We start from the raw sequence: 240 nt of genomic DNA, 5'->3' as shown, positions 1-240 counted from the left end.
ATCCACCAGCAGTGAAACTGGTGTTCAGTCTATATCTATCACATATCCGAATTTTTAAAGAACGATCTGACAAAAGTCAGAAATCAACATTCGATCTGAATGCTCATTTCTGAGTTCTGATCAAGTGTCTCTTCAACCATGAATCAAGCAATTCGTGTGGGAGCTCATCAGCAGGCTGATGTCGTCGATTAAGGAGGTGATCCAGCCGCAGGTTCCCCTACGGCTACCTTGTTACGACTT

General features: G+C 43.8%; 1 rRNA gene. It reads right to left on the bottom strand.

The features are described 5' to 3' along the window. Nucleotides 1-189: 189 nt before the first annotated feature. Nucleotides 190-240: ribosomal RNA gene (locus tag ACNFBR_RS29335) — 16S ribosomal RNA — on the bottom strand; the annotation flags it as partial.

This window comes from Pseudomonas sp. NY11955, assembly GCF_048068035.1.
In the GTDB taxonomy this organism is placed as follows: Bacteria; Pseudomonadota; Gammaproteobacteria; order Pseudomonadales; family Pseudomonadaceae; genus Aquipseudomonas.
Note: the sequence above shows the minus strand (reverse complement) of the source record. Positions and strands in the feature narration are given on the sequence as shown.